This is a genomic window from Corynebacterium guangdongense (assembly GCF_030408915.1).
In the GTDB taxonomy this organism is placed as follows: domain Bacteria; phylum Actinomycetota; class Actinomycetes; order Mycobacteriales; family Mycobacteriaceae; genus Corynebacterium; species Corynebacterium guangdongense.
In genome coordinates, this window is sequence record NZ_CP047654.1 from 436,125 (window position 1) to 459,890 (window position 23,766).

A 23,766-nucleotide genomic window follows, 5' to 3' on the forward strand; every position below is an offset into this window, starting at 1 on the left:
GATCACGGGTGCACAACAGGTCCGGTCAACCATGAAGGAGGTGGCCCTGTGGTCACCAGCCGCCCGGGCACCGGGTCAGTGGCCTCGTCGCAGTTGCTTCTCGACGACCGCGACGCCGACGCCGCCGAACTGCCCAACGTCTCCTACACTTTCGACCTCGAGGGCCTGGAGGCGGCGCCGGACATCGAGGAGATCGAGGACGCGCTGCACGCCATCTCGGGCGTCCGCGTCCGTATCGTCTTCCCGAAGCACACCGCCTGGATCTCCGCGCCCTCCATCGTGGCGCCGGGGCAGATCGCCGCCGTGTTCGCACAGTTCGGGGTCACTGCGACAATGACGGAGACCTCCGCGGACCGTTATCTGCATGATTCGCGCAGCCGTGGCCGACGCCGCCGCAGCCAGCGCCGCCGCAGCAAACTGACCCGGCCGTCCTGGCGGCTGCGCCGTCAGCAGGAGGAGGAGGACAGGGCCGCGGAGCGTGCCCGCGCGGCCGGTTTCTTCGACGATGAGCCGGGCGAGGTGGGACGTTCCCCCCACGAGGAGGAACCCGAGGACGTGCTCTTCACCTCCCGGGACCTCGTCACCCGCGCCCGCCTGTATGTGGCGCTCCTGTTCGGCCTCCCGATTATCGTGATCAGCTACAACCCGGACTGGCAGTTCCCGTGGTGGCAGTGGGCCGCGGTCGTCATGGCCGCCCCGGTGGTCGTGTGGAGCGCCTGGCCCTTCCACCGGGCCCTGGTCGGGGGCGTCCGGCGCGGGCTGACCGCGCTGGACGGTGCGAGCACGGTCGCGATTGTGGCCGCCTACCTCTGGTCCCTGAGCATGCTCATTTTCACCGAGGCGGGCGCGGTCGGATGGACGTCCCGGCCGAAATGGTTCGCCATCCAGCACAGCACCATCTATGAGGGGGAGCTCTTCCTCGACGTCGCCTGCGGCATGACCATCCTGCTGCTCTTAGGCAGGTTGATGACGATGCGGTCGCGGGCCAGCATCCTGGATCTCATCGACGCCCGCCGTCCCGACCCGCATTCCCTGGTCAAGGTGGCCCGGCGCGGCCGGACCAGCCCGAACGACCCCTACGAGACCCTGCCCCTCCAGGAGGTCAACGTCGGCGATGACGTCATCGTGGAGGCGGGTGAGGTGATCCCGGTGGACGGCTCCGTGATCGGCGGCGCCGCGGTCATCGCCCCGGGCGCGGTGGGCGGCACCGAGAAACCGGGGGACGAGGTCAACCCGGGTTCACCGGTGTTCGCCGGCACGCGCAACGTCGAGGGCCGGATCAAGGTGCGCGTCGCCCGTACCGGGCACGGCACCCGCATGGCGGCGACCCGCCGCTGGGTGGCGGCCGCGACGCACCACCAGAACCGGGCGACGATGCTCTCGACCCGTACTGCCGCGCTGCTGATCCCGACCGCCCTGACCCTGGCGCTGGTGGACTTCGCCCTCTGGTGGATGATCACCGGCAACCTCAACGCCTCCTTCGCGACGGCGCTGGCGGTGCTCGCCTCGGTCGCCCCGGTGGCGCTGGCCCTGTCGACGGCGCTGGCGGTGCGCCACGGCATTGAGGCCTCGGCGAGGCACGGCATCATGCTGCGTGACGGGCGCGTCATTCGGCAGCTGGATTCCGTGGACACGGTGATGTTCAACCGTCTCGGCACCCTTACCGAGGACCAGATGGTGGTCCAGGACGTCACCGCCGCAGAGGGGGAGAACCCGGAGCTTCTTCTGCGGGTCGCGGGCGCGCTCGTCATCGACTCCGATCATCCGGTCTCCCAGGCCATCGTCCACGCGGCGCGGGAGTCCCGTGACCGCGGGACCGAGGACCAGTCCGTCGTGCCGCATTTCATCCAGGCCAGCCGGGTGGAGATCACCGAGGACGGTTCCTTCACCGGCCTGGTCGAATTGCCGCTGGCCGACGAGGCGGGGACGCTGGCCACGCGTCCGGTGGAGGCGGTGCTGTGGCGTCCCCGCACGATGTCTGAGCTGCCGACGGGGCGCCTGTCCCGGGCGGTCGCCGCCGGTGGCACGCCGCTGGTGGTGCGGTGGCGGGGGCGCGACCGGGGCGTGATCACGCTGACGGACACGATCCGCACGGACGCCCCGGCGGCAATCGACGACCTCGAGGAGCTCGGGCTCGAGACGATGATGCTCTCCCGCGACGCCTATCCCGTGGCCCGGCGCTTCGCCGACCGCCTCGGACTGGACTACGTCCTGGCCGGCGTCGCGCCCGGCCGCAAGCCGCACGCGGTGCGCAGCGTCCGCACCCGTGGCGCGACGGTGGCGATGGTGGGCGACGAGTCGGTGCTCGACACCATCCGGGTGGCCGACGTCGGGGTGCTCATGGGGCCGACCGAGACTCTCAACCTCGTGCACGGGGAGAGCATCACCGCCCGGCACAACTCCGATCACGGCGTGGACGTGGTGATCCTGCGCCACGACGTCTCAGCGGTGCCGCAGATGCTCAACCTGGCGCGCCGGGTCTGCCGGATCATCGATCGCAACATCCTGTTCGCGTGGTCCTACAACATCGTCGCGCTCCTCGCCTCGATGGCGGGTCTGCTGCATCCGATGGCCGCGACGGTGCTGATGCTGGGCTCCTCGGTGTTCATCGAGGCGCAGTCCAACCGCGTCCGGCGCTTCTGAACCGGCCACGGCGAACAACGCTCAGCGTCGTTCGGCGGCGTCGGCGCGGAGGAAGGCGGCCACGGATTCGGCGGCGGCGCGGGCGACGGGTGAGACCCCCACGATGGTGGCGGCGCCCGGCCCGACCCAGTCGCCGTATCCGACCAGGAAAAGCCCGCCGACGGTGGGCGAGCGTCGGGCGTCGAGAAGCCCGCGCACGGGGCCCAGTGCGGGACGGAAGCCGGTGCACCAGATCAGGTGGTCAGCGTCGACCTCGTCGAGCGAGGTGAACATCGGCGTGGCCCGCAGCGCGCCGGAGTCACGGGCCTGGCGGACGGCGGGGAGCATGACGATGTCGCCGAGCTCGGTGTCGTTGCCCGGGTCCGCCTCCCCGCGGAGGATGGCCAGGGCGCGCACGCTGTTGCGCTGGAACAGGACCCGGCCGTCGACGTCGTCGGGCATCCAGCGCGGCGCGGAGCGGGTGTACCAGGTGACCTCGCCGACGGCCTCGTCGAGCGTGAGCTCCGCAGCGATCTGGGCGGCGGAGTTGGCGGCCCCGACCACGGCGACGCGCGCGCCGCGGAAGGGCGCGAGGCCCGGGTAGACGGCGGAATGCCACTGCCGGACGTCCCCTCCCGGACGGGCGAGGGAGCCGGGGTAGTAGGGGATGAACGGGGTCTCCCACGTGCCGGTGGCGGCGACGACGGTACGGGCGGTGAAGGTCCCGGAGTCGGTCTCCACGGTGAACTCCGAGCCGTCGTGGGTGACGCAGCCGACGCGCACCGGGCGCCGGACGTCGAAGCCGTAGCGTCGTTCGTAGCGGGTGAAGTAGTCCACCACGTGGCTGGCCGACGGGAAGCCCCGGTAAGCGGGCATCGCCATGCCCGGCAGGTTGGAGAAATCGGCCGTGGAAAAGAGGGTCATCGACGGCCACACGTGCAGCCAGGCGCCGCCGGGTGAGGCCTGGGCGTCGAGAAGCAGGGGTTCGACGCCCTGCCTGCGAAGATAGAAAGCCGACGCGAGACCGGCCTGGCCGGCGCCGATGATGATGCAGTCGTGGGTCACGCTTTCAGCCTATCCTGGAGGACATGAGCACTCCTTCCGTCCTCTTCGTCTGTGTTTCCAACAAGGGAAAGTCCCGCATGGCAGCCGCGCTGGCCAGCAAGTTCGCCCGCGACAATGACCTCAACGTTGACGTCCACTCCGCGGGCACCGACCCGGGTGAGGGCATGAACACCGAATCCGCCGAGGCCGTCGCCGAGGTCGGCGCGGACATGACCGCCGACCACCCCAAGCCCATTGACCCTGAACTGCTCGCCACCGTCGACCGTGTCGTCGTCCTCGGAACCTCCGCCCAGGTTGAGCTGCCCGCCGACGCCCGCGGCGCCCTCGAGGTCTGGGACACCGTCGAGCCCTCCAGGGACGGCATCGAGGGGATGGAGCGGATGCGCCTGCTCAGGGACGACATTCAGGGCCGTGTCGAGACGCTGCTCAGGGAGCTCGCCGACTAGCCCCGTTCACACCCCCTACAACTTTTGGGCCATAATCGATTGCTATGACTCGTCGACAGCTTGAAGGCGCTCCCATCCTGGACGCCGCCGCCGGTAAGAAGCCCACCCGCACCCCGGTCTGGTTCATGCGCCAGGCCGGCCGTTCGCTGCCCGAATACAAGAAGGCCCGCGAAGGCATCCCCATGCTCGACTCCTGCTTCATGCCGGAACTGCTCGCGGAGATCACCCTGCAGCCGGTGCGCCGCCACGACGTGGACGCCGCCATCCTCTTTTCCGACATCGTCGTGCCCCTCAAGGCCGCCGGCGTCGGCGTCGAGATCGTGCCGGGCCGTGGCCCGGTCATGGACCAGGCCATCACCACCCGCGCGGACGTCGACAACCTGCCGATCCTCGACCACCACGTCACCGAGGTCGCCGAGGGCATCCGCATCATCCTCGACGAGCTCACCGGCAAGCAGGCCCTCATCGGCTTCGTCGGCGCCCCCTTCACCCTGGCCAGCTACCTCATCGAGGGCGGGCCCTCGAAGAACCACGAGAAGACCAAGGCCATGATGCACGCCGAGCCGGAGACCTGGCACGCGCTGATGCGCCGCCTGGTCCCGACCATCACCGCCTTCCTCAAGACCCAGGTCGAGGCCGGCATCGACGCCATGCAGCTCTTCGACTCCTGGGCCGGGTTCCTCACCGAGAAGGACTACCGCGAGTTCGTCCTGCCGTATTCGGTGGAAATCCTCAAGGAGGTCGACGGGGTCATCCCGCGCATCCACTTCGGGGTGGGCACCGGCGAACTGCTCGCCGCCATGGGCGAGGCCGGTTCCGAGGTGGTCGGCGTCGACTGGCGCGTCCCGCTCGACGTCGCCGCCGAGCGTATCCACGCCCTCAACGGACCGAAGGTCCTGCAGGGCAACCTCGACCCGGCGATGCTCTTCGCCGGCCCGGGCGTCATCCGCTCCGAGGTCGCCCGCATCAAGGCCGAGGCCGCCCGCGCCATCGAGGCCGGGCACGCCACCGGACACATCTTCAACCTTGGACACGGCGTCATGCCGAACACCGACGCGGACGCCATCACCGAGGCCGTCCGCATCATCCACGAGGAGGACTAATGCGTTACGCCATCATCGGAGCAGGTCTGGCAGGACTGACCACGGCACTGGAAATCCGGCGCGCCGACGCCGACGCCACCATCGACGTCTTCGAGGCGACCGACCGCATCGGCGGCAAGCTGCTGACCGTGCCGTTCGAATCCGGCCGCGTCGACATGGGCGCGGAGGGCTTCCTCTTCCGCCGCCAGGACGCCGTCGACTTCTTCCAGAGCCTCGACCTGGGTGAAAGCATCGTCCACCCGTCCGGCCTGCGCTCCATCCTGTACTCCGGTGATCAGGCGACCACCCTCCCCACCGGCGGCGTCATGGGCATCCCGGGCTCCTCCGAGGCCGTGGCGCACCTGGTGTCCCCGGAGACCGCCGCGCGCATCGACGCCGAAGGCGACGCCGAGCCCATCGACTGGAAAATCGGCGGTGACGTCAACGTCGGCAAGCTCGTCCGCGAGCGTTACGGCGACGAGGTCGTCGACCGCAGCGTCTCCGCCCTGCTCGGCGGCGTGTACTCCTGCACCGCCGATGACCTGGGCCTGCGCGCCACCATCCCCGAGCTCGCCGACGCCCTGGACATCCTGGCGAAGAAGGGGCAGAAGGTCACCCTCTCCGGGGCCGTGCGCAGCTGCGAGTTCGCCCGTTCCAAGGCGCCCAGCTCCGCCGACCCGGTCTTCGGCGCCTTCGCCGGCGGCTTCGCCCAGCTCTACGAGGAACTCGCCGAGCAGTCCGGCGCCGACATCTACCTCGACGTCTTCGTCTCCGCCATCACGCGTGACGAGGACGGCTTCATGTTCACGGGCGCCGAGGCGCCCTACGACAAGCTCGTCCTGGCCACCCCCGCCCCGACGACCGCGCTGCTGCTGAAGTCGCTGGCCCCCGAGGCCGGCGAGACGCTCAAGTCCGTCAAACTGGCCAACTCCGTGGTCGTCGGCATGAAGTTCGACAGCGAGGAGGGGCTCCCGGACAACTCCGGCGTGCTCATCGCCACCGACCAGGACGGCGTCAAGGTGAAGGCGTTCACCTTCTCCTCCAAGAAGTGGCCGCACCTGGCGCATCAGGGCGGCGCCCTGGTGCGCGCCTCCTTCGGCCGCTTCGGTGAGGACGAGATCACCCGCGCCGACGAGGACGACCTCGTCGACTGGGCGCTCGACGACCTCAAGACCATCACCGGCTTCGACGGCCGGGAGGCGGGGCTGTCCGAGATCTACACCCAGCGCTGGTTCGGTGGCCTGCCCCGCTACGACGAGAACCACCTGGCCACCGTCGCCCGCGTCCGCGAGCTCATCGCCGAGGTGGACGGGCTGGAGGTCACCGGCGCCTGGGCCGGCGGCGTCGGCATTCCCGCCGTCATCGCCGACGCGCACGCGGCCGTCGCCCGTCTGGTGGGGTAGCCCACCCCCGGCAGTTGTGTGCTCCGGCACACATCTAGGTAGCCTGCGCTGTATGAGCTCACACCCTCAGGTCGACCCGCAGCGGGCGGACCGCATCATCAAGGCCGTGCGCCGCTCGCAGCTGGCGGGCCTCATCATCGCCGTCCTCATCGTCGTGGGCCTGTTCGTCGCACTGATGAACAGGTGGGAGCCCAACGTCATCGTCCCGCTGGTGCTGCTGATCCTCGCGGCCCTGACGGTGTACCCGATCGCGTGGATGGACACCTCCAAGCGCTGGATCGTCACCGTCCTGCTGCTGATGTCCATCCTCAGCGCGATCAGCGCCGGCCTCGGTCTCTACGGGGGGCTGGGCACCGGCTGGCCAAACACCGTGGCCATCGCCGGCCTGGTCGCCGCCGCGGCCGCCATGATTCTCTCCGCCCAGTCCCGCACCGCCCTGGCTCGCCAGGTCGCGTCCGAGGACGAACTCGAGAGGGCCGACGCCCCCGCCAAGGAGGGCGAGGAGCGTCGGGCCCGCCGGCGCGCCCGGTAGATGGGCGCGTCACGTCGAGGCGCCGTCATCGCGGTGCTCGCGATCCTGGTGGCGGCGGTTCTCCTGCTGATTCTGCGCGCCCCCGGCATGCCCCTGGGCGGGCCACCGGTGGTGACCACGACCGTCGTGACCACCGAAGTGGCGGGCATCCCCGCGACCGTCACCGAAACCGAGGGATTCACCGCCCGCGAGGGTGTGGCCCCCTCCGCCACGGTGGTCAACGATGAACCGCCCGGCGACCTCAACTCGATCTGGACCACCGGCGACATCCCGGAGGGGGACGCGCAGCTGGTCCGGGACGAGTTCATCCGTGGCTTCGGGCACGACGGCCGGACCGAACGCCGCATCAACGTCTACCTGCCGTCGACCGGGGGAGCGGAGACGTTCTCCTGCGCCCGCGACGTCGACGTGGTGCGCTGCGACGGGCCGGGGATGCAGGTGTTCATCGCCTGAGCCGCCTGAGCCGCCTGAGGCGGCTAGGCCTCACCGCGGTAGACCACCGCCGCCGAGAAGTCGTGCTCGCCGCGCCCCGCCTCCTGCTGCGCACGCAGGGAGGCGAGGGCGGCGGCCACGCCGGGCAGCTCCTCCTCGGCGGTGTCGAGCATCAGCCCCGCGTCCTTGGCAATGGCGTCGACGGTGAAATCGCCCGGGGAGGTCGAGCGCTCCCCGAGAATGAACGGGGTCTTCATGTTCTTCATGAACTCCAGGCCGGTCCAGTCGAGCATGTCGAGGACCTCCGCCTCAGCCACGCCCTCCGCCGCACCCAGGTGCAGCGCTTCGGTCACGCCCTGGACGGTCACGGCGAGGGCGAGGTTGGCCAGCAGCTTGCCGGTCGCGGCCTTGGCGGCGGTGTCGACCTGTTTGAGGCGGTCGGGGTTCTTGGCGGTCCAGGGGGTGACGACGTCGGCGACGAGCTGGCGCCGGGTCGCGTCGGGGGATCCGACGTAGACGCCGAGGCCGCCGGCGCGGGCCGGGCCCAGCGTGCCGACGACCGGGATGTGGACGAAGCCGTCGACGGCGGCGGCGAACTCCCGGGCGTCGTCGGGCGAGATGGTGGTGGAGTCCGCCCAGGTCACGCCCTCGGGGATGAGTCCCGGTTCGACGACGGTCTCGCGGACGGCCTCCGGGCCGAACAGTGAGGTGATCACCAGGTCGGCGTCGGCGACCGCGGCGGCCGGGGTGTCGGCGACGGTGGCGCCGGCGTCGGCAAGCGGGACGGTCTTGTCCTTCGAACGGTTCCAGACGGTCAGGTCGTGGCCGGCGATGAGATGGAGGGCGAGTTCCGTGCCCATGCGGCCGAGGCCCAGGAATGCAATCTTCATGCCGTCCATGGTGGACCAACGGATCGGAAGTCGCCAGAAGTGATTGCCCCCGCCATATCAACCGTATGGATTACCCCGGATTCATTACCTACAATGTTCCGCATGACTGAGCAGACCCCCAGGCAGACCCCGACGTCCCAGAACACCGCGCGTTCCGCTGAACTTCATGAGCGCGCCCGTGCCGTCATCCCTGGCGGCGTCAACTCCCCGGTCCGCGCGTTCGGGTCGGTCGGCGGGCAGGCCCGCTTCATCGAGTCCGCGCAGGGCTCGAAGCTTCACGACGTCGACGGCAACACCTACGTCGACCTGGTGAACTCCTGGGGCCCGATGATCAACGGCAACGCGCGGGCGGAGATCCGCGACGCGGTGCACGCGGCGATCGACAAGGGCTTGTCCTTCGGGGCGCCGACCGAGGCGGAGATCGACCTGGCCCAGGCCATCATCGACCGCACCTCCGTCGAACAGGTCCGACTGGTCAACTCCGGCACCGAGGCGACCATGTCCGCGGTGCGCCTGGCCCGCGGCTTCACCGGCCGTTCGAAGATCCTCAAGTTCGACGGCTGCTACCACGGCCACGTCGACTCCCTGCTCGCCTCAGCCGGCTCGGGCGTGGCCACCTTCGCCCTCCCGGACTCCCCGGGCGTGACCGGCGCCTCGGCGGCCGACACCATCGTCGTCCCCTACAACGACCTGGTCGCCGTGAGGCAGGCCTTCGCCGAGCATCCGGGGGAGATCGCCGCGATCATCTCCGAGGCCGCCGCCGGCAACATGGGCACCGTCGCCCCGGCCGAGGGCTTCAACGCCGCGCTCAAGGAGATCGCCCACGCCGACGGGGCGCTGCTCATCCTCGACGAGGTCATGACCGGTTTCCGCACGTCCTACCAGGGCTGGTACGGGGTCGACGGCGTCGCCGCCGACCTCACCACCTTCGGCAAGGTCGTCTCCGGTGGCCTGCCGGCGGCGGCCTTCGGCGGCCGCGCCGACATCATGGACCACCTCGCCCCCAACGGCCCCGTGTACCAGGCGGGCACGCTCTCCGGAAACCCGGTCGCCATGGCCGCGGGGCTGGCGTCGCTGACGCTGGCCGACGAGGACATCTACCCGGTACTGCAGGCCAACGCCGACCGGCTCACCGGCCTGATCTCCGAGGCGCTGACGAAGGAGGGCGTCGCGCACCACATCCAGCGCGCCTCCTCGATGTTCTCCGTCCGCTTCGCCGAGGGCGCCGGACATGACTTCGCCGACATGAAGGCCGCCGACACCTGGCGCTACGCCCCGTTCTTCCACGCGCTGCTCGACAGCGGCGTCTACCCGCCGGCGAGCGCGTTCGAGACCTGGTTTGTCTCCACCGCGCTGACGGACGATGATTTCGAACTGATCGAGCGCGCGCTGGCCCCGGCCGCACGTGCAGCCGCGGCAGCCACCTCGGGCCAGTAATCAGATAGGACACCACAGTCTTGAGCACCACCATCGTTCACCTTGTCCGGCACGGTGAGGTCCACAACCCAGGCCAGATCCTCTACGGCCGGCTCCCGGAGTACCATCTCTCCTCCCGCGGCCGCAGCCAGGCCGCCCGCACCGCCGCGGCCTTCACCGGCCACGACGTCACCTACTTGGCGGCCAGCCCCCTGACCCGCGCCCAGGAGACGGCCGAACCCTTCGCCGAGGTCACCGGGCTGCAGGTGGAGACCGACGAGGATCTCATCGAGTCCTGGAACCACTACGAGGGCCTGCGCACCAAGGGCTGGCGTTCCCAGCTGTGGAACCCGATCCGGTGGCAGCTGATGACCAACCCCAACCTGCCGAGCTGGGGCGAGCCCTACGAGGAGATCCTCGCCCGCATGCGCGACGCCATCGCCCGCGCCCGCGCCCAGGCGGAGGGCCACGAAGCGATCCTGGTCAGCCACCAGCTGCCGATCGTCATCGTCCAGCGCGCGGTCCGTGAGATGCGGCTGCCGCACAGCCCGCTGGATCGCCAGTGCGACCTGGCCAGCGTCAGTTCGCTGATCTTCCAGGACGACACCCTCACGGAGATCAAGTACTCCGAGCCCGCGAAGGATCTTTAAGAGATGCAGCTGAATCGCCGTAGCTTTCTCGGGCTGACGCTGGCGGGCTCGGCCACCTTCCTGGCCGCTTGCGCGCAGGAGGAGGGCGCTTCCCAGAACGCCGTGGCCGTGGGCGGCACCTTCCAGTTCCACTCGCCCGGCGGTGAGACGATCATCCGCTACGAGGAGTCGGAGCGGCAGCCGGTCGGCAACTTCGGCGGGCCCTCGCTGATGGACCAGACGCAGGAGATCCAACTCTCCGATTTCGCCGGCCAGGTCGTGGTCCTCAACGCCTGGGGACAGTGGTGCGCCCCCTGTCGCGCCGAGGTCGACGACCTGCAGCTGGCGCACGAGGAACTGCAGAAGCAGGGCGGCACGGTGCTGGGCATCAACGTCCGCGACTACCAGCCGGAGATCGCCCAGGACTTCAAGACCGACAACGGCGTGACCTACCCCTCGGTCTACGATCCGCCCTTCAAGTCCGCCCTCGCGCTGGGCGGTGTGCCGACCTCGGTCATCCCCACCACCATCGTGCTGGATCGCCAGCACCGTCCGGCCACCGTTTTCCTCCAGGCCGTGACCTTCGACGAGATCATGGACGCGGTCCGCCCCGTCCTTGAGGAACAGGCTTAAGCGTGGACACCCTCCTTCTGGCCCAGTCGGACGTCGGCGGGGCTTTCGCTGACGCGGCCGTGTCCGGGCCGCTGCTCATCGGCATTCTCGCGGCGGCGCTGGCCGGCCTCGTCTCCTTCGCGTCGCCCTGCGTCGTGCCGCTGGTGCCGGGCTACATGTCCTACCTGACCGGCATCGTCGGCGGGGAGATGGCCATGGACAAGGAACACGGCGTGGTCGTGGCCAGGAAACGCCAGTGGGCCGTCGTCGGCGCCGCGGGCCTGTTCATCCTCGGCTTCACCGTCGTCTTCGTCCTGCTGACGGTCACCGCCTTCGGATTCATCAGCATGTTGTCCCTGAACACGGGCACCCTGATGCGTCTGGGTGGCGTCGTCACCATCATCATGGGCCTGGTGTTCATCGGGATGGTCCCGGCGCTGCAGCGCGACACTCGCCTGCAGCCGAAGAAGTGGACCTCCTGGCTGGGCGCCCCGCTGCTCGGCGGCGTCTTCGCCCTCGGCTGGACGCCGTGCCTCGGCCCCACCCTGGCGGCGATCATCTCGGTCTCCGCCGGCACCGAGGGCATGACCGCCGTCCGCGGCGTCATCCTCATCATCGGCTACTGCCTGGGCCTGGGCCTGCCGTTCCTGCTGGTGGCCATGGGCGCGAACTGGGCGATGACCTCCATCGGCTTCCTGCGGCGTCACTCCCGCACGATCCAGATCCTCGGCGGCGTCGCCATGATCGTCGTGGGCGTGCTGCTGCTGTCGGGCGCCTGGAACTACTTCATCGGCTGGGCCCGCATGCTGACGGTCGATTTCGGCACCACAATCATCTAGCGACGTTCGGAGAACTACCCACGTGAAGACCGTCACCTCCCTGCTCAAGAAATCGTGGCACTGGCTGACCAGCATGCGCACCGCCCTGGCGCTGCTGTTCCTGCTGGCGCTGGCGGCCATCCCGGGGGCGCTGCTGCCGCAGCGCAGTCTCAACGAGACGAACGTCAACGACTATCTCGCCAACAACGGCCGACTGGCGGAGATCTACGACAAGCTCATGCTTTTCGACGTCTTCCAGTCGCCCTGGTTCGTCGCCATCTTCGTCCTGCTGATCATCTCGCTGATCGGCTGCATCATCCCGCGCTCCGTCGACCACTGGAAGGCGTACCGCACCCCGCCGACGAAGGCCCCGAAGTACCTGCACCGCCTGCCCCTGCACATGGAGGGGACCGTCGAGCACTCCTTCGCCGAGGTCCGTGCCACCACCCTGGGCCAGCTCAAGCGCTGGCACGTCAAGGAGACGAGCGCGGCGGAGGACCGCGCGGGCGTCTACTCCATCTCCGCGGAGCGCGGTTACGGCCGTGAGCTGGCGAACCTCATCTTCCACCTGGCCCTGGTGGCGATGATGCTGACCATGGTCGCCGGCCGCATCGTCTACTACGAGGGCCACACGATCGTGGTCACCGAGTCCCAGGCGGAGTCCGCGTTGCCGGTCAACCAGTCGAAGGAGTTCTGCAACACCTCCACGTCGAACTTCGACTCCTTCCGCGCCGGCGCGCTCTTCGATGGCACCGGCCTGACCCCGTTCTGCTTCGTCGCGCACAACTTCTACGCCGACTACCTGGCGAATGGCCAGGCCGAGATGTTCACCTCCGACATCTCCTACGCGCTGGGCGAGGACGTCACGAGCGATCCGGAGACCTGGACGGACTACCAGCTGCAGGTCAACCACCCGCTGCGCATCGCCGGCGACCGCGTCTACCTCCAGGGCCACGGTTTCGCCCCGCAGTTCACCGTCACCTGGCCGGACGGCGAGTCCCGGACCCAGATGCTGCAGTGGCAGCCGACCGACCCGACCTTCTTCCTCTCCTCTGGCGTCATGCGCTTTGATCCGCCGGCCGGCATGTACCCGGACCTCTACGAGCGTCGCCAGAACCAGATCGCCATCCAGGGGTTGTTCGCGCCGACGGCCGAGTGGGCCGGTGACAACGGTGAGCTGCTGCAGTCCGGTTACCCCGCGATGCGGGACCCGGCCGTGGCCATCGACGTCTACCGCGGCGACGCGGGCCTGGACACCGGCCGCGGCCAGTCCATCTTCGAGCTCGACCCCTCACTCATCCACTCCGGCCAGCTGCAGCGCATCGAGCGCGTCAACCTGGAGAAGGGGGAGTCCGTCACGCTCGACGACGGCACGACCGTCACCTTTGACGGGGCCGCGGAGTTCGCGAACTACCAGATCTCCCACGACCCCTTCCAGAACTGGGTGCTCGTCTCCACGCTGGTGATGCTCGGATCCCTGGTGGGTTCCCTGGTGATCAAGCGCCGCCGCATCTTCATCCGCCTCGAGCAGCTCGCCGACGGGACCACCCGCGTCGAGCTCGGTGGCCTCGCCCGCACCGACCGCGCCGGCTGGGGCCCGGAGTTCGACAGGATCGCCCGCGGCATCCTCGAGCTGCCCGACGCCGACGAGGTCGAGGAGGACGGGCTCGTCGACGACGACATCATCAACGTGGGGGTCTCCCGCTAGACCCGGCTATTGCCCAACCTCCCGGGGAGGGGGTAGCGTCACGGAACGAATCATCCTTAAGAACGAGGACCTAGTCATTCATGTTGCCTGTTAACCAGACCCTTTCGAACTACTCCGACATCGCGTTCCAGTCGGCGTTCGTCATCTACGTGGTGGCGCTGTTCGTGTCGCTGTTCTTCTACGGGAAGATGCAGGGCATCATCGACGCCCGCCGCGAGCGCGCCACCCGCCCCGCGGAGGCCTCCGTCGCGCAGCGGGTCGCCGTCGGTGACGCGGGCTCGACGCTGGTCGACGACGGCGTTCCGGCGTCGGCAAGCGACGCCAACGACGAGCAGCTCAGCGACGGCGAGCTGGCCGGGCGGGAGGCCCGCGCCGACAAACTTTCCGGCATGACGCAGGCCCTGGTCTGGGTCGGCATCCTCCTGCACGCCACCTCCTGGGTGCTGCGCGGCGTGGCGACCGAGCGCTTCCCGCTCGGCAACCTCTACGAGTACATGCTCGGCATCTCCCTGGGCGTCATGATCGCCGCCGCCGTCGCGCTGCAGCGCCGGTCCTGGCGTTCGCTGTGGCCGTGGGTGCTGACCCCGATGCTCGCCCTGATGTTCTACGGCGGCACCGAACTCTACGCAGAGTCCGCCCCGGTCGTCCCGGCGCTGCAGTCCAACTGGCTGCCCATCCACGTCAGCACCGTCGCGATCGGCGCCTCCATCGGCATCGTCTCCGGCGTTGCGTCGCTGCTCTACCTGCTGCGCATCTGGCAGGCCCCCGGCCAGGAGAAGGGGTTCTTCGGGGCGCTGGCCAAACCGCTGCCGACCGCCAAGAAGCTCGACGCGCTGGCCTACCGCGCCGCGATCGTCACGCTGCCCACCTTCGGCGTGGGCATCCTGCTCGGCGCCATCTGGGCCGAGGCCGCCTGGGGCCGATTCTGGGGCTGGGACCCCAAGGAGACCGTCTCCCTGATCACCTGGATCCTCTACGCCGCCTACCTCCACGCCCGTGCGACGGCCGGCTGGAAGAACTGGAAGGCGGCGCTGATCAACATCGTCGGCCTGGCTTCGATGATCTTCAACCTCTTCTTCATCAACCTGGTCGTGTCCGGCCTGCACTCCTACGCCGGACTGAACTGACGCACCCCACCGGAGGCGCACCGCGGTGGTCACCCGCCATGGTGCGCCTCCGCTGCGTTTCCGGGGAGTTCCCGGCCTACTCCCGCACCGGCAGCGACGCCACCCACTGATCGCCCGGATTGAGCCGATGATGCACCCCGCGCACGACCACGTCCAACGGCGTCAGCGCCCGGGCGTGCAGATGCAGCGTCACCTCGTCCTGGGTGATCCGCACCTGAAGCGGCTGGCCGAGGAAATGAATCTGGAAGCCGACCTCCGGCACGGCCCGCGGCAGGTTCGGGTCGAGGACCACGTCGTCGCCGCGGATCTGGAGCCCGGAGTAGGCGCGCATGAGCATGTCGACGGTGCCGCTCATGACACCGAGGTGGATGCCCTCGGACGTCGAGGACCCTTGCTCGTTGTCGAGGTCGGCCACGAGCGCCTGCTGGTAGAGCTCCCATGACCTGTCGAGGTCGTGGCGGGAGTACGCCCAGGCGTGGATGAACTCGCTGAGCGTGGATCCGTGGGTGGTGCGCTCGACATAGTAGTCGATGGTGTCCGCGATCTGCTTCCTGGTCATCCGGTAGCCCATCCGTGCCAGCACCGCGCCGAGCTCATCCCCGGAGAAGAGGTAGAAGAGCATGAGCACGTCCGCCTGCTTGGACACCTTGTAGCGGTTCGGGCTGTCGCCCTCGGCCGCGAGGATAAGGTCCATCCGGCCGATGTCGCCGTATTTCTCGTGGTAGCCCTCCCAGTCGAGTTCCTCCAGTTCCTCGTAACCGTCGAACTGGCTGAGGACTCCGTCCGTGTGGAACACCAGCCGCAGGCGACGGGAAATATGGTCCCAGGTCTCCACCTCGGTGTCGCTGAGACCCAGGCGGGAGCGCAGGGCCTCGCTGTCGTGCGGGTCGAGCAGCCGCAGCGCCTCCCCGGCGCAATTGAGGATCCGTGAGGTCAGGACGTTGGTGTAGGCGTTGTCGCGCAGGCCCTGGCCCGGGGCGTCCGGGTAGCCGTCGTGGAACTCGTCCGGGCCCATGATCCCGTGCAGCGAGTAGCGGTCGGCCTTCTCGTCGTAGACGGCCCTGGTCACGAAAAAGCGCGCGACCTCGATGAGCAGTTCCGCACCGTGGTCGGTGAGGAACGCCTGGTCGCCGGTGGCCTTGTAGTACTGCCAGACGGCGTAGGCCACGTCGAGACCCACGTGGTACTGGTTGTGGGAGTTGTCGGGCATCCACTCCCCGGTCATCGGGTTGTACAGCTGCGAGGGCGTCTCCTCGCGGCCGTCCGAGCCGGACTGCCAGGGGAAACGCGCACCCTGGCCGCCTTCCAGCAGGGCGGCGTGGCGTGCCTCGTCGAGGCGACGATAGCGGTACATCAGCAGGGCGCGGGTGAGCGCGGGCTGGCGCAGGCTCAGGGTCGGGTACACGAACAGCTCGTCCCAGAAGACGTGTCCGCGGTAGCCCTCGCCCTGCAGGCCCCGGGCCGGGGTGCCGGCGTCGAGGTCGCGGGAGGCCAGCGCGGTGTTCTGCAGGACGTGGAAGGTGTTGAAGGTCAGCGCCCGGTGGTTGGTTCGCCCGGCCTCGAGCTGGACGTTGAAGACGTTCCAGAGCTTGCTCCACGCCGCGGCGGAGGCGGCGGCGACCTCGGCGACGGACCCGGTGCGCTCGAGACGTTTGGTGGCGTCGAGAAGCGGGGTGGACAGGGCGGGGTCGCGGGAGGTGACGGCGACGGCGAGCTTGTCGACGTAGAGCGGCTCGCCCGCGCGGGCCGGGGTCCGCCAGACGTCGCCGGCCAGGCGGGGGCCGTCGGCGCGGGCGGGATCCCCGCCGCCGGAGACCCAGGTGCGCGTGCCGACGGCGACGTCGACGTCGGACTGGAGCGTCCGGGTCTCCAGGACGACGGCGGTGTCGTCGACGTGGTGGATCGCCGGGACCGACAGGTGGCGGGTCTCCAGCGCGTGATCGTCCTCGACGTTGCGGTTGCGCACGTCACCGTTGATCGCCGAGTGCACGGTGACCTCGCCGGACCAGTTTTCGGGGATGACCTCCACCCGCAGGGCGGCGGTGTGGGCGTCGGCCAGGGAATGCAGGTGGTGGGTCGAGACGGTGGTGATGCGCCCGTCCGGCGCCCGGCGCACCGTGGTGCGCCGCGAGACGCCGGTACGCAGGTCCAGTTCCTGGCGCTCATCCAGGATCTCGTCCGCGGAAGGCAGCAGCGCGTGGCCGTCGGCGTCGGTGATGCGCACCCAGGTCCAGTCCGGGGTGTTCACCAGGTGCTCGGTCTCGGCCACGGCGCCGGCGGTGTCGGTGAGGTCGGAGAGCACGCGGTTGTACACCCCGGCCAGGTAGGAGCCGGGGTAGTGGACGCCGTCGTCGACGGTGCCCGGTACGGCAGCGCGGGTGCCCCAGTAGCCGTTGCCGGTGCCCAGGGCCGCCTCGCGCTCCCCCTCCTTCTCGGGGTCGGGGGAGTCGTACGCGAGCAGGTGGGTCGAGGGGACGTCGAGCTTGTCCGACCAGCCCAGGCGCAGGTCGATCGTGGCCAGGTCGCGCAGCAGGCGGTCCGCACCGGCGTCGTAGAGGGCGTCGCCGGCGGTGTCCTTGTCCCGGAGGACGCCGAGGATGAGGCCGAATTTTCCCGCGAACGCGGCCGCCACGCCGCTGGTGGAGTCCTCGACGACGACCGTGTTGTGCGGGCTCGCCCCGAGGGCGGTGGCGGCCCGGAGAAACATGTCCGGGGCCGGCTTGCCCGCCAGCCGGTGGTCGCGGGCGGTGTTGCCGTCGACGCGCACGTCGAAGAGGTCGAGGATGCCGCCGGCGCCGAGCACGGCCTCGCTGTTGCGGGAGGCGGTGACCAGGCCGATGGGCAGGCCGGCCTCGCGGAGGCGGCGGATGAGCGCAACGGTGTCCTGGAAGACCCGGACCCCGTCGGCCGCCAGCGCGGCGTCGAAGTAGCCCTGCTTCCTGGCGGCCAGTTCGTCGACGGTCGTCTCCTCGACCACGACGTCGCGGGAGAGGAGAAAATCACGCACCCCGTCCTCGCGTGTTTTGCCGTCCACGTGGGTGCGGTAGTCGAAGGTGACGTCGAAGGGCCGGGGCTGGGCTCCCGCGGGGGCGAGGGAGGGGAGGGCCTCGTCGAAGAGTGTCTTCCACGCCCGCGCGTGCACGGCGGATGTGTCCGTGACCACACCATCCATGTCGAAAATGACCGCGTCCGGTTCCACCCGGCGGGCGGAAGTGAGGGTCTCGGCTGAAGGTTCCGGGATCTGGTTCATAAGTACAGGCTAAACAAAGCCCCCGACAGCGGTAGACTGCGAAACGTGGAGCCTGTCAAAAAAACGATGTCGAGCCCGCGCAACAAGCCGGGCAAGCCAGCCAGCGATGATCCGCGGCTGCAGGCGCTCGGCGCGCGACTAGCCGATCGCCGTCGGGAACTCGGCCGTCGTCAGCAGGACGTCGCCGAGGAGGCCGGAGTCTCCCGCTCAACTCTGCACACGATCGAGCGTGGCGGCACCGGCGTGCGCTGGGAGAAGGTCCTGGCGGTTGCCGAGGTGCTGCACCTGGACTGGGTGCTGGTCGACGCCGACGGGACCGCCGGGGACTAAGCCTCGGGTTCGCCGCGTTCTTCGCGGCGGCGCCGACGTTCCTCCTCTTCGCGGGCGGCCCGCTCCTGGGCCTCCTTCTCCCGGCGCTGCTTGAAGGCGTCCTTTTCCAGGCGCCAGAGGAAATCCTCGTCGTCGTCGGGACCCTTGATGGCGGGCTGTTCGGGGGCGGAACTCCGGTTCTGGCGGTTCCAGGTGCCCGGGCCGAAGGCCTTCCACAGCAGGATCACCGCCACGATGATGAGGATGAGAAGCAGTACTCGTCCCATGGGGTGACATCACCTTCCCTTGTCGCGTGTTGACCCACCAGTCTACTCCCGCCAGGGTTGCGACTTTCGATTGACGGGGTGATGGGTAGGATCGCCACTTGTGACTAACAACGACCAGACCCCGAACCCGTCCCAGCCGGCCGGAGCCGCCGCTCAGCCGCCGGAGCTGGATCCGGAGGTCCGCAAGCGGGCCAACCGCGCCGCCCTCAAGTACGGTCTGGCGCGCCTGGGGCTGTTCGTCGCGCTGACCGTCGTCATCGCGGCGCTCGCCGGGCTCATCGGCGCCCCGGTGCCGGTGGTGATGAGTGCCCTGCTCGCCCTGATCGTGGCGTTCCCGCTCTCGATGCTGATCTTCCCGAAGATGCGCCTGGAGGCCAACGCCGCCGTCGCCGCCTGGGACGCCCAACGCAAGGCCCGCAAGCAGTGGGTCCGCAGCGAGCTGGAATCCCGCTAGCCGCCGAGCAGGAAGGCGACCATCAGCATCGCCGGCATCGACAGGAAGGTCGTCAGGAAGACGGTGTCGCGGGCGATGACCTCGCCCCGCCGGTAGGTGGCGGCGTAGTTGTAGATGTTCTGCGCCGTGGGCAGCGCGGACAGGATGACCGCCATGTAGGTCAGCTCGGGGGAGACGTCGAAGAGCCCGCACAGCAACCAGGCGATCAGCGGCATGCCGGCCACCTTGAGCGCGGTCGAGACCACCGTCGCGACCCGGTCCGAGGCCAGGATGCCGCCCACGGTCAGCGAGGCGCCGAAACTCATGAGAATCATCGGGACCGAGGCCCCGCCCAGAATCTGCAGTGGCGCGAGGATTGGCGCCGGCACCGTCCACCCCAGGTAGGCGATGAGCATGCCGCCCAGCGCGGCGAGCACCACCGGGGAGGTCATCGCCGTGCGGATGCTGGTGAGGACGCGCCGGCGCGTCGAGCCCTGGCCGGAATCCGAGCCCAGGAAACCGAGGATGATCGGGGTGAACAGGCCCATCTGGACCACCAGGGTGGGCACGACGTGGGTGGCGTCGCCGAGCACGTAGAGCGAGACCGGCAGGCCGATGTTGACCGAGTTGTAGTAACTCGAGGCCGACGCGCCCATGGTGGTCTTCGGGACGTCCATCCGGAAGAAGAGGCGCGAGGCGACGACGTAGACCAGCGAGGTCAGCACCGTCGCGGCGCTGATCACCAGCACGACGGGGGAGAGGAAGTTGTCAGGGTCGGCCACGACGACGCTGGAGAAGATCAGTGCCGGGCTGGCCGCGTAGAACGCCACCCGGTTGAACATGATCCGCTGCTCGCCCTCGCCGATCACGCCGCGCTTGGACAGCAGCCAGCCGACGGCGATGACCGCGAAGACGATGGCGAAGCCGGTGATGACGTCTAACAAGGGAGAATCCCGCCTCTCAGGAGTATGCCGCTAGATCATACGTCCGGCTCGGGCGGCGGTGCCCGTCGGTGTGTCGTGGGCGCAGATCCGTGGACCGGTCGGGACCCCACTTTTCCCGCCCCACGGAAATCACCAACCCCAGGGTGAGAACCCCCGGGTCAGCGGTGACCCTGGTGTTTGGGGCCCGAAACGGACTCACCCTGGGGTTCTCACCCTGGGTGTCGGGATTTCCCGGGGACGCCCGCCCCAGGCCCCCGATCCGACTCAGCGCACGTACCCGCCGACGAACATGGCGATGGCGGTGATGACGGCCCAGGCGAGCATGGCCTTTCCGGTGGAGCCGATGACCGGGATGAGGTCGCGGCCGGCCACCCCGCGCCGCATCGCCAGGTTGCCCGGGGCCACCAGGGGAGAGGCGACCACGCCGAGCATCAGCGGCCACCACGCGAAGAAGTAGATGAGGGAGACGATGAAGGGAACGGAGGACAGCATGGTGAAAAGGCGCCGGGATCCGGTGTCGCCGAGGCGCACGGCGAGGGTGATCTTGCCGGTGTCGCGGTCGGAGGGGATGTCGCGGATGTTGTTGGCCAGGTTGACCGACGCGGAGATCGACCCGATGGCCACGGCCGCCAGTGCGCCGACCCAGGTGATCGAGCCTGACTGGGTGTACTGGGTGCCGAGCACGGCGACGAGGCCGAAGAAGACGAAGACGGCGACCTCGCCGAGCCCCCGGTAGCCGTAGGGGTTCTTGCCTCCGGTGTAGAACCAGGCACCGAGGATGGCGACGGCGCCGACGAGGATGAACCACCAGGCCGACCACAGCGAGAGCGCGACGCCGGCGACCGCCGCGACGCCGAAGGCGATGAACGCCGCCCGCTTCACGTGCGCGGGTTTGGCCAGTCCGCCGCCGGTGAGGCGGGCCGGGCCGGTGCGGTCCTCGTCGGTGCCGCGGATGCCGTCGGAGTAGTCGTTGGCGTAGTTGACGCCGATGATCAGCGCCCAGGCGACGATGAGCGCCAGCAGGGCGCGGCCCCAGTGGTGGGAGGCCCCGTCGTAGGCGGCGGCGCCGGTGCCGACGATGACCGGCGCCCAGGCGTTGGCCCAGGTGTGGGGGCGGGCGGCCTGAAACCAGTCGCGCCGGGTTGCGGGGTAACGCGTTGTAGACATGGTCAACATTGTTCCTCATTCGTCGGCGAAGTGTCCGGGAGGGTCTAGAGTGAACAAGTCCGAACGGGAAGGTGCGTATGTGGATTCGTTATGGGCTTGGTCAGGCCGTCAGTCTGGTGGTCACCCTGGTGCGGCTGGTTCCGTTGGCCATCCTCAACCGGGTGTCGAGGGAGCGGCTGCCGGACGCCACCCCCGCCGGCGTGGTCATTTCCATGACCACCCACGGCGCCCGGCTGGCGCATGTCCATTACGCGCTGGAGTCCCTGGCCCGGGGCAACATGGTCGCGCCGATGGTGCTGTGGCTGGACAAGAAGGACTTTGACGCGCCGTGGCCGGCCCCGCTGCGCCGCCTCGTCGACCGGGGGCTGCGGGTGCGCTGCTCGGATGGGGACTATGGTCCGCACACCAAGTACTGGGGGACCTTCAACGACGTGGCGGGCACGGCCACCCGGGTGGTCACGGCCGACGACGACATCATCTACCCCGAGTGGTTCCTCGAGCGGCTGGTGCTCGCCAACGACATCAGCCCGGATCGGATCGTGGCGCACCGGGCGCACCGGGTCAAGCTCAACGACGAGGGGGTCGCGCCCTACCGGCGCTGGAAACCGGTGACCGGCACCCGTCCCACCGCCCGCAATTTCGCCACCGGGGTCTCGGGGGTGCTCTACCCGGCCTCGTTCATCTCCTACGTCGTCGGGCAGGGCACGCGTTTCATGGGGGTCAGTCCGCGCGCCGACGACGTGTGGCTGCACCTGTGTGCCCTGCGTTCGGGCCATGAGGTGCGGCAGGTGTCGGGGCAGTCCCGCAATTTCGCGGTGATCCCGGCGACCCAGATGACGGCGCTGTCCTTCCACAACACGATGTTCGGCGGCAATGACGCCCAGATCGCGCAGGCCTACACCGACGACGACGTGGCGGTGCTCAAGGCCGCGCGTTGAAGAGCTTGACGACGCCCTGCCGGTCCACTTTGCCCGGCCCGATCAGGGGCAGCTGTGTTACGCGGCGAATGTCCTTGGGGATCTGCCAGCGGGGCAGGTGGGCCAGTCCGTCGAGGACGTCGCCGACCTCGGCCTCGCCGACGTAGGCGGCGACGATGGCCTGACCGAAGCGTTCGTGGGGGACTCCGACGACGCAGGCCTCGGAGACTCCCGGCACCTGCAGCATCTCCCTTTCGAGGACTTCGGGGTGCAGTTTCATGCCCCCGGAATCGATGACCGCGTCGAGGCGGCCGGTGACGGTCAACTTCCCCCCGTCCAACCGACCGCCGTCGGAGGTGGCGAACCAGCCGGGACGGGCGAAGGCCTCGTGTCCGGGCATGTTGCGGTAACCGTGGGCGATCATGGGGCCACCGAGATGGATACGCCCGTCGGGGTCGACCTCCACCTGCGCGCCGGGCAGGGGGGTGCCGTCGTAGACGCAGCCCCCGGAGGTCTCGGAGGAGCCGTAGGTGGTGACGACCGTGATCTGCATGGCCCGCGCAGCGGCGAGCAGCGTCGGGTTGATGGCGGCGCCGCCGACGAGGACGGCGTCGAAGAGCCGCAGGGCCTCGATACCTTCCAGGCTGTCCATGGCCTTGCCCAGCTGATGCGGGGTCAGGGAGGTGTAGACGCGGTCGCCGGTCTCGGCGAGTTCCCGGGAGGCGGCGGCGAAAGCCGGGACGGAGAAGCCCGCGGAGACGTCGATGGCCAGGGGGTCGACGCCGGCGACCAGGGAGCGGACGAGCACCTGCAGCCCCGCGATGTGGTGGGCGGGCATGGCCAGCAGCCACTGGCCCGCCCCGCCCAGGAATCGGTGGGTGGCGTCGGCGGAGCTGACGAGGTTGACGGGGGAGAGCAGCGCGCCCTTGGGCGGTCCGGTGGAGCCGGAGGTGGCCACGACGAGGGCGGTGTCCTCGTCGACGGGGGTGCCGGGGGCGAGGGTGGCGCGCAGCAGTTCGCGCCGGGCGGCGTCGTGGGCGGGGACCGGCAAAAGGGAACGCTGCCCGGCGATCGCCTCCTCCAGATCGCCGAGGATGGCGGTCGGGTGGTGGGGATCGACGGGCAGCAGTTCGAGGGGGCGGTTCACGGCTACATCGTAGCCCGGGGGTTAGGCGTAGGCCGGGGTGCGGGTCTCGGTGGTGGTGGTGCGGCGGGCGGCGAGGACGGAGTCGACGGACCAGGCGCCGGCGCCGTGGGCGGCGAGCAGCAGGCCGGCGGCGCCGATGACGCCGACAAGCTCCCAGCCGCCGTTGGCGGCGAAGATGCCGTAGGCGACGTGGGCGGTGAGGGCGGCGACGAGCATCTGGAGGGCGAGCAGGCCGCCGACGATGCGGGTGCCCAGGCCCAGGATGATGAGGATGCCGGCGATGATCTCGAAGGCGGCGACGAGCGGGGCGGCGGCGCCGGCGGCCGGGATGCCGATGGAGGCGAAGTAGCCGGAGATGCCCTCAAGGCCGGTCATGGCGAACTTGTCCCAGCCGTGGGCGATGAGCACGACGCCGAGGACGAGGCGGGCGAGAACAGCGGAAGCATTGGTGAACGTTGTCATGTCAGCGAACATACACGAGATGGTTTAATCTTCAAACTATCAACGGGGTGCGATTGTTTGTGAGTACG

At 69.4% G+C, this 23,766-nt stretch carries 23 protein-coding genes; 15 read left to right on the top strand and 8 right to left on the bottom strand.

Translation table 11 applies throughout. The annotated features are described in order from the left end of the window. Positions 1-48: 48 nt before the first annotated feature. Entirely contained in the window at positions 49-2,643 is a 2,595-nt protein-coding gene (locus CGUA_RS02070; protein ID WP_290197232.1) for a heavy metal translocating P-type ATPase, read from the top strand. A 21-nt stretch (positions 2,644-2,664) separates the two neighbouring features. Here the strand turns inward: CGUA_RS02070 and CGUA_RS02075 are convergent, their stop codons facing one another. Next, entirely contained in the window at positions 2,665-3,687 is a 1,023-nt protein-coding gene (locus CGUA_RS02075) for an NAD(P)-binding domain-containing protein (RefSeq protein WP_290197234.1), read from the bottom strand. A 23-nt stretch (positions 3,688-3,710) separates the two neighbouring features. Between CGUA_RS02075 and CGUA_RS02080 the strand changes: the two genes are divergently transcribed. The 5 genes from CGUA_RS02080 to CGUA_RS02100 are packed head-to-tail and all read left to right on the top strand — an operon-like array spanning position 3,711 to position 7,603. Next, complete coding sequence (locus CGUA_RS02080) at positions 3,711-4,133, top strand: arsenate-mycothiol transferase ArsC (RefSeq protein WP_290197235.1); 423 nt, start codon at positions 3,711-3,713, stop codon at positions 4,131-4,133. A 44-nt stretch (positions 4,134-4,177) separates the two neighbouring features. Continuing rightward, positions 4,178-5,236: a uroporphyrinogen decarboxylase gene (hemE, locus tag CGUA_RS02085; protein ID WP_290197237.1), complete on the top strand. Its 1,059-nt coding sequence runs from the start codon at positions 4,178-4,180 to the stop codon at positions 5,234-5,236. Next, complete coding sequence (locus CGUA_RS02090) at positions 5,236-6,618, top strand: protoporphyrinogen oxidase (RefSeq protein WP_290197239.1); 1,383 nt, start codon at positions 5,236-5,238, stop codon at positions 6,616-6,618. Before hemE ends, CGUA_RS02090 begins: the two co-directional genes overlap by 1 nt. A gap of 52 nt (positions 6,619-6,670) precedes the next feature. Next, entirely contained in the window at positions 6,671-7,150 is a 480-nt protein-coding gene (locus CGUA_RS02095) for a hypothetical protein (RefSeq protein ID WP_290197241.1), read from the top strand. After that, complete coding sequence (locus CGUA_RS02100; RefSeq protein WP_290197243.1) at positions 7,151-7,603, top strand: hypothetical protein; 453 nt, start codon at positions 7,151-7,153, stop codon at positions 7,601-7,603. A 23-nt stretch (positions 7,604-7,626) separates the two neighbouring features. Here CGUA_RS02100 and CGUA_RS02105 read toward each other — a convergent pair whose 3' ends face one another. Next, complete coding sequence (locus tag CGUA_RS02105) at positions 7,627-8,472, bottom strand: NAD(P)-dependent oxidoreductase (RefSeq protein ID WP_290197245.1); 846 nt, start codon at positions 8,470-8,472, stop codon at positions 7,627-7,629. Between the two features lie 102 nt (positions 8,473-8,574). On the opposite strand from CGUA_RS02105, the gene hemL reads away from it, so the two are divergent. The 6 genes from hemL to ccsB all read left to right on the top strand — a co-directional run bounded on the left by hemL (position 8,575) and on the right by ccsB (position 14,782). After that, positions 8,575-9,909 (top strand): glutamate-1-semialdehyde 2,1-aminomutase, encoded by a 1,335-nt coding sequence (hemL, locus tag CGUA_RS02110; RefSeq protein WP_290197247.1) that lies wholly within the window; start codon positions 8,575-8,577, stop codon positions 9,907-9,909. A 20-nt stretch (positions 9,910-9,929) separates the two neighbouring features. Further along, positions 9,930-10,538, top strand: a complete 609-nt coding sequence (locus CGUA_RS02115) for a histidine phosphatase family protein (RefSeq protein WP_290197249.1) — start codon at positions 9,930-9,932, stop codon at positions 10,536-10,538. Between the two features lie 3 nt (positions 10,539-10,541). Further along, positions 10,542-11,150: a TlpA disulfide reductase family protein gene (locus CGUA_RS02120; protein ID WP_290197250.1), complete on the top strand. Its 609-nt coding sequence runs from the start codon at positions 10,542-10,544 to the stop codon at positions 11,148-11,150. 2 nt (positions 11,151-11,152) lie between these two features. Next, positions 11,153-11,968 (top strand): cytochrome c biogenesis CcdA family protein, encoded by an 816-nt coding sequence (locus CGUA_RS02125; RefSeq protein WP_290197251.1) that lies wholly within the window; start codon positions 11,153-11,155, stop codon positions 11,966-11,968. 73 nt (positions 11,969-12,041) lie between these two features. Further along, positions 12,042-13,655, top strand: a complete 1,614-nt coding sequence (locus CGUA_RS02130) for a cytochrome c biogenesis protein ResB (RefSeq protein ID WP_374725058.1) — start codon at positions 12,042-12,044, stop codon at positions 13,653-13,655. Positions 13,656-13,735: 80 nt separating this feature from the next. Further along, the gene (gene ccsB / locus CGUA_RS02135; protein WP_290197253.1) at positions 13,736-14,782 is read left to right on the top strand and encodes a c-type cytochrome biogenesis protein CcsB; all 1,047 of its coding nucleotides are present in this window, start codon (positions 13,736-13,738) and stop codon (positions 14,780-14,782) included. Between the two features lie 76 nt (positions 14,783-14,858). Here ccsB and CGUA_RS02140 read toward each other — a convergent pair whose 3' ends face one another. After that, entirely contained in the window at positions 14,859-18,032 is a 3,174-nt protein-coding gene (locus tag CGUA_RS02140) for a beta-phosphoglucomutase family hydrolase (protein ID WP_290197254.1), read from the bottom strand. A gap of 66 nt (positions 18,033-18,098) precedes the next feature. Here CGUA_RS02140 and CGUA_RS02145 point away from each other — a divergent pair, with 66 nt between their 5' ends. Then, positions 18,099-18,362 carry a helix-turn-helix domain-containing protein gene (locus tag CGUA_RS02145; protein WP_290198292.1) on the top strand — a complete coding sequence of 88 codons (264 nt, stop codon included), beginning with the start codon at positions 18,099-18,101 and terminating at the stop codon, positions 18,360-18,362. Here the strand turns inward: CGUA_RS02145 and CGUA_RS02150 are convergent. Next, on the bottom strand, positions 18,359-18,628 hold the full coding sequence (locus tag CGUA_RS02150) for a hypothetical protein (protein ID WP_290197255.1): 270 nt from the start codon (positions 18,626-18,628) through the stop codon (positions 18,359-18,361). The genes CGUA_RS02145 and CGUA_RS02150 overlap by 4 nt on opposite strands. Positions 18,629-18,728: 100 nt before the next feature. Here CGUA_RS02150 and CGUA_RS02155 point away from each other — a divergent pair, with 100 nt between their 5' ends. Further along, positions 18,729-19,082, top strand: coding sequence for a DUF4229 domain-containing protein (locus CGUA_RS02155; protein WP_290197256.1), 354 nt, complete (start codon positions 18,729-18,731; stop codon positions 19,080-19,082). On the opposite strand, the gene CGUA_RS02160 is transcribed toward CGUA_RS02155, so the two are convergent. Both CGUA_RS02160 and CGUA_RS02165 read right to left on the bottom strand, forming a co-directional pair. Beyond that, positions 19,079-20,005, bottom strand: a complete 927-nt coding sequence (locus CGUA_RS02160) for an AEC family transporter (RefSeq protein ID WP_290197257.1) — start codon at positions 20,003-20,005, stop codon at positions 19,079-19,081. The two genes, CGUA_RS02155 and CGUA_RS02160, sit on opposite strands and share 4 nt — an antisense overlap. A gap of 264 nt (positions 20,006-20,269) precedes the next feature. Further along, a complete protein-coding gene (locus CGUA_RS02165; RefSeq protein WP_290197258.1) occupies positions 20,270-21,172 on the bottom strand; it encodes a 1,4-dihydroxy-2-naphthoate polyprenyltransferase in 903 nt (300 codons plus the stop codon). Between the two features lie 77 nt (positions 21,173-21,249). On the opposite strand from CGUA_RS02165, the gene CGUA_RS02170 reads away from it, so the two are divergent. Beyond that, complete coding sequence (locus CGUA_RS02170; protein ID WP_290197259.1) at positions 21,250-22,110, top strand: glycosyltransferase; 861 nt, start codon at positions 21,250-21,252, stop codon at positions 22,108-22,110. Here CGUA_RS02170 and menE read toward each other — a convergent pair. Together menE and CGUA_RS02180 are read right to left on the bottom strand one after the other, a co-directional pair. Further along, positions 22,094-23,236 carry an o-succinylbenzoate--CoA ligase gene (gene menE / locus CGUA_RS02175; protein WP_290197260.1) on the bottom strand — a complete coding sequence of 381 codons (1,143 nt, stop codon included), beginning with the start codon at positions 23,234-23,236 and terminating at the stop codon, positions 22,094-22,096. The two genes, CGUA_RS02170 and menE, sit on opposite strands and share 17 nt — an antisense overlap. A gap of 21 nt (positions 23,237-23,257) precedes the next feature. Continuing rightward, a complete protein-coding gene (locus CGUA_RS02180; protein ID WP_290197261.1) occupies positions 23,258-23,698 on the bottom strand; it encodes a DoxX family protein in 441 nt (146 codons plus the stop codon). Positions 23,699-23,766: the final 68 nt, after the last annotated feature.

What these genes read in the sequence shown, in the direction of transcription:
- CGUA_RS02170 (WP_290197259.1), top strand. Translation starts at nt 21,250, where the DNA reads ATGTGGATTCGTTATGGGCTTGGTCAGGCCGTCAGTCTGGTGGTCACC.
- CGUA_RS02130 (WP_374725058.1), top strand. Translation starts at nt 12,042, where the DNA reads ATGCGCACCGCCCTGGCGCTGCTGTTCCTGCTGGCGCTGGCGGCCATC.
- CGUA_RS02120 (WP_290197250.1), top strand. Translation starts at nt 10,542, where the DNA reads ATGCAGCTGAATCGCCGTAGCTTTCTCGGGCTGACGCTGGCGGGCTCG.
- CGUA_RS02140 (WP_290197254.1), bottom strand. Translation starts at nt 18,032, where the DNA reads ATGAACCAGATCCCGGAACCTTCAGCCGAGACCCTCACTTCCGCCCGC.
- CGUA_RS02090 (WP_290197239.1), top strand. Translation starts at nt 5,236, where the DNA reads ATGCGTTACGCCATCATCGGAGCAGGTCTGGCAGGACTGACCACGGCA.
- ccsB (WP_290197253.1), top strand. Translation starts at nt 13,736, where the DNA reads ATGTTGCCTGTTAACCAGACCCTTTCGAACTACTCCGACATCGCGTTC.
- hemE (WP_290197237.1), top strand. Translation starts at nt 4,178, where the DNA reads ATGACTCGTCGACAGCTTGAAGGCGCTCCCATCCTGGACGCCGCCGCC.
- CGUA_RS02080 (WP_290197235.1), top strand. Translation starts at nt 3,711, where the DNA reads ATGAGCACTCCTTCCGTCCTCTTCGTCTGTGTTTCCAACAAGGGAAAG.
- CGUA_RS02165 (WP_290197258.1), bottom strand. Translation starts at nt 21,172, where the DNA reads ATGTCTACAACGCGTTACCCCGCAACCCGGCGCGACTGGTTTCAGGCC.
- CGUA_RS02095 (WP_290197241.1), top strand. Translation starts at nt 6,671, where the DNA reads ATGAGCTCACACCCTCAGGTCGACCCGCAGCGGGCGGACCGCATCATC.
- hemL (WP_290197247.1), top strand. Translation starts at nt 8,575, where the DNA reads ATGACTGAGCAGACCCCCAGGCAGACCCCGACGTCCCAGAACACCGCG.
- CGUA_RS02180 (WP_290197261.1), bottom strand. Translation starts at nt 23,698, where the DNA reads ATGACAACGTTCACCAATGCTTCCGCTGTTCTCGCCCGCCTCGTCCTC.
- CGUA_RS02105 (WP_290197245.1), bottom strand. Translation starts at nt 8,472, where the DNA reads ATGAAGATTGCATTCCTGGGCCTCGGCCGCATGGGCACGGAACTCGCC.
- CGUA_RS02145 (WP_290198292.1), top strand. Translation starts at nt 18,099, where the DNA reads ATGTCGAGCCCGCGCAACAAGCCGGGCAAGCCAGCCAGCGATGATCCG.
- CGUA_RS02150 (WP_290197255.1), bottom strand. Translation starts at nt 18,628, where the DNA reads ATGGGACGAGTACTGCTTCTCATCCTCATCATCGTGGCGGTGATCCTG.
- CGUA_RS02100 (WP_290197243.1), top strand. Translation starts at nt 7,151, where the DNA reads ATGGGCGCGTCACGTCGAGGCGCCGTCATCGCGGTGCTCGCGATCCTG.